The 4,269-nt window shown below is 35.4% G+C and carries 5 protein-coding genes; all 5 read right to left on the bottom strand.

Annotation, left to right across the window (positions count from 1 at the left end):
• Positions 1–37: 37 nt before the first annotated feature.
• Positions 38–1,153 (bottom strand): hypothetical protein, encoded by a 1,116-nt coding sequence (locus DW915_RS15420; protein ID WP_118742431.1) that lies wholly within the window; start codon positions 1,151–1,153, stop codon positions 38–40.
• A 63-nt stretch (positions 1,154–1,216) separates the two neighbouring features.
• Complete coding sequence (locus tag DW915_RS15415) at positions 1,217–2,701, bottom strand: hypothetical protein (RefSeq protein WP_243002059.1); 1,485 nt, start codon at positions 2,699–2,701, stop codon at positions 1,217–1,219.
• A 45-nt stretch (positions 2,702–2,746) separates the two neighbouring features.
• Positions 2,747–3,403 (bottom strand): hypothetical protein, encoded by a 657-nt coding sequence (locus tag DW915_RS15410; RefSeq protein WP_117804820.1) that lies wholly within the window; start codon positions 3,401–3,403, stop codon positions 2,747–2,749.
• A 67-nt stretch (positions 3,404–3,470) separates the two neighbouring features.
• Positions 3,471–3,839 (bottom strand): hypothetical protein, encoded by a 369-nt coding sequence (locus DW915_RS15405; RefSeq protein WP_147398450.1) that lies wholly within the window; start codon positions 3,837–3,839, stop codon positions 3,471–3,473.
• A 229-nt stretch (positions 3,840–4,068) separates the two neighbouring features.
• Positions 4,069–4,269 (bottom strand): ATP-binding protein (locus tag DW915_RS16200; protein WP_243033856.1); only part of this gene is annotated, 201 nt, incomplete at its 5' end.

Below are 4,269 nucleotides of genomic sequence, written 5' to 3'. Positions count from 1 at the left end.
TCCGGAAAGACTGATCAGCTCTTAGCGGAATGCGTGGTCAGATGAGCCGGAATTTGCATACTTTAAATCCATATTTCTTCTCAAACCACCTTCTGTTATTAGGATCTTCAAAATAACTTCTATATACTCTTGTCTGTGCGATGTATGAATTAATCTCTGCACTGAATTGTTCACGGTTATTTCGTCCAACTACAGTATTTCTTTTAACTTTTGGTAATTTGAACTCTACAATATCCGCATATCCATTTGCTCTAACAACAAAAAAATCTGGTATAATTTCGTCTTTTTCCTCACTCTGCCACTCGCACTTAACTTGGGAATGTACTCCGGTTCCCATAAATCCCATATTAAGAATAAAGTGATTTTCTTGCTGTGCTAAAAATGAGGTAATAGTTGGCTCCGAATTCTCAGAGTTACCAAACAACTCGATAAACCTATTAATTTTAGGCAGCTTATCATATTTAAAATCTGCGGGTTCCGGATACTGATAAAAGAGGTCAGCTTGCCATAATCTGTCATATACTTCCAAACTAAAACCAATCTCATCCAGTTCTCCTTCTTCTGGCTCATTATAATGACAAGGGATAAAATCAATCCACTTTATAATTCTGGTTTTTAAATCATCATCTTTTGCATCAAAAAACATGCCATTAATTAGTCTAACAAATTGTCCCTCTACAATATCAAATCCCTGTGAATTGAAACTTACCATACTATTTTGAGCAGCAAAGTTCCATTTTAAGTCAATCAGCTTATCTAATCCTGCATTTGTCGGAACCATTAAATCTTCATATATATCAGAGTATAATGGAAATGTAATCCCGCTAGTTCCATCAAAAGTAAAGCCAATTATCTTTTCAATAACTTGCTTTGAAGTCAAATCTTCTTTTGTGAAATCACGGACAACAATCATTCTTTCAGATTTTTCCACAATATTTTTTACATATGGATTACCACAATACTCTATGGCAATAAATGTCTTACTAAAATAAACAGCCATACTTTCAGGATTGAGAATAAAGCAATTCACATCCTTATAATCGATATTGTTATCTTTAATATATTTATACATTCTTCCCCAATAAACTTGAGAGATTGCTGTCAATACTTCTGAAACCAATTTTCCATAACACCCTATACTATTATCAAGCATATTTACCTCCGCAGTATTTCGAATTAATATATCCTATTTTACCACAGTATTAAAGGAATTTCATTATACCTCCAACTCCTTTTCCATTCTTTTTGCTATTTTCATAAAATAGTCTCTGTCTTCAATAAAGTGCATATCTCCAACAGCATCACAATCGTTCAAGACATGTAAAACACTCGTAACCTGAGCATTGCTGTTCTGATTAGTAACTAATGCTTTTACTACCTTTTCAAACTTTTCTTTACCGTTCTTATATGTAGCCAGCATCATCTCCAAGTCTTCTATGGTCATGATATAACATCTGCTGTCATCAACAAATATCTCTGGTATCGAAGACATCACTATTTGCGTATTCGTCATACTCTCATACAGCAAAAAAATTTTAATAACCGGCTTTTGTCCCTGATATTCCTTTTCAGACATTTTAAGTTGTTCATGTGCTTCTAAAATATTTCTTTTGTAAAATGTATCAATCTGTTGAACATCTGGTGCCTGTTGCTTTGCCTTTATTCCAAGCAGTCCTGATTTCAATTCAAACAAGAATACCGCATCCTCAAATTCTACAAAGAAATCCGCACTCTTTTTGTCTTGTTCTGGGATTTTGTGCCACATATCTTCTGTCAGGTAAATCTCAGCCAGTTCCATAAAATATTCTTCGAACATTCTGCCAAAAGCATTAATGAACCCGGTTCCCTTACCATTCTTATAATAATAATCTCGAATTAACCAATATAAACCATCTGCAAAGAGCATCTGTACCAAATACATACTGACCATAATCGGCTCTTTGTTCTTTTGAGTAATCACAAAAGGTTTGCTATAAAACAATTGTTTCTGTATTGGAGACTTCCTTACATCATCATATGTAACAGAATAATAATTAATAATTTTCTCCAAATTCTCTTTAGTGAGTATGCTGTTTGCCCCGTGCTTATATAAATCATCCTCTGCCCCTAACGGATCGGGACGCTCACTGCATAACCACAACAAATAAAGTACATTGGTCATAAACTCGTCTGCACTCATACCAAACAATTCTTCTGTAATTTCATTTATATCTACAATCTCATCCCTGCTAATTTTACTTGAGCCAAGCAAAATATGATAATTTCGGCTAAAGCTCTGGTATGTCCATGCTAAATTCTGATACTTAAACTGTTCATATGTCATGCCCATCATAAACTTAAATATATCAGGCAATTTTGCATCTTTGATATATTCGCTATTGGAATGCTCATTCTCATATCCTCTATACAAATTTACCACCGTACCAGCCTTTTCTCTTGTCATAATTTCTTTTCTGTAATCATTTGCACTGACTATAGAGACATACGCCATATTTTGAATATCCCATGCTGACAACATTACCTGCACTTGCCGATGTATAAATCCATGTAAGATAGCATTCAATGGAAATGTAATACTACACTTTAATTCATCTTCTGACTTATTTTGCTGATTCTTATATAGTTCGATTGATATTTCTGAGAAAAAATAGATAAAATCTCTTGTCGAATAATTCTTAATAAAACTCACAAAATCTTTCAATTAGTATCCACCTTTCCTATGCATCTTTTCCACCACTTCATACTTTTAGTAATAGTTTTCCTCTGCCTCTCCAAAGAATACAGACGCTATGTACTTAACAATATAATTAAAAAAGAATATTGCTGTTTCCTCAAAAAATACAAATAGAAAAACCCCTATTCCTTGTATAGCATATATTTCACCGATGATAGACAAAATAACTGCTTCTGCGCATAAAAAGATTATTTCAAACAAATCTGTCTTCTTTTCTTTACAAATCCAAAACTTATATGCCATAACAGCCATTCCACTTGTTACTATTGCACCAAAAATAGTTCCACCTATTTCTTGGAATGAGAGCATTGTTAATAAAACACTTTTTAAAATCAGTAATATGCTTTCTGTACTTCCTCCAGTGTCTTCACAACTTTCTGCCAAACCATATACAATGTAGACAAAAGTCAAGATAAAAACCATCACTCCCGTATTACTATCTAATTCATAGGAATTCAAGCCCGACCACAATATTGTTAGTCCGAAAATAATTCCGATATCTCTTAAGATTACTTTGACTCGCATTTCTGAATCCCATATTTTGTATTTCAATAATCCAAATCGAAATGCAAATCCTAGTCCTGCTGGTATCCAGTACCATGATACACTCCAAATCCATTCCCATCCGCGCATTATTATCTGATTAAGTAATTCTTCAATTGCACTCATCCGATCACTCCTATCCTATGTTGCCGAAAGAGGGTCTGGCCCCAGATATCTTACTAAATATCCCGCCTTATAATGCGAAGTCTGCGATGCAATCATCTATCATGGCATGCATCGTGTAGTTTTTTACTCGGAAGTCTTTTAGTACTTTTTTAACTCTTTTTCTATCCGCATCGGAAAAACAGCTGACATGCCACGATGCATTTCTTTTTCTCTGGTCATGCCCGTAGTCAACATAATCCATATAATCCAATATGGAATGACAGCCTTCTGGAATTGGAACACCATATTGTTTTGACAATTCGTTCAACACATTTTGAGTTCTTCCTGCCTGCTCAAGCCAAAATCTCTGCATTACAGCATCTTTCGCATCTCTTTCCGAATATGGCAATGTGTCTTTATCTTCATTTGCAAAGATGTCTTCTACACTTGGAAGCATACGCCTTCTGTGGTGCGTAGCATACTGAAAATTTCGCACCATAAAATCCAAGAAGCACTGCTCACCGCCATCTTTCTCAAAAGATTGCAAAAGGCCTAGATTGATGTGTCCTACAGCAGACAATTTTTCATAATTGCATCCACATTGCATATTCCGCAAGAACTGCGCATCCGTTCCAGAGGAACGGAGCGCCATTCTGCTTTAAACTGAGCAAAGCTCAGCACGTTTATTAGTTACCATTATTTACTCTGCGATCCCTGCCAGGAAATTCAAGACGATATGCCTTGGATGTCATTCGGCTTAAGCAGGCATCCGCATAGGTGGAATCCCCAAAAAGTTGATACCATCCGGATACTGGAATCTGAGAGATTATAATAGTTGCCTTGCGGCAGTCTCTGGACTCGATGATTTCAAATAAATCGCGGCATTT

The sequence above is a fragment of the Blautia sp. AM42-2 genome (assembly GCF_003480245.1).
Classification (GTDB): domain Bacteria; phylum Bacillota; class Clostridia; order Lachnospirales; family Lachnospiraceae; genus Fusicatenibacter; species Fusicatenibacter saccharivorans.
Note: the sequence above shows the minus strand (reverse complement) of the source record. Positions and strands in the feature narration are given on the sequence as shown.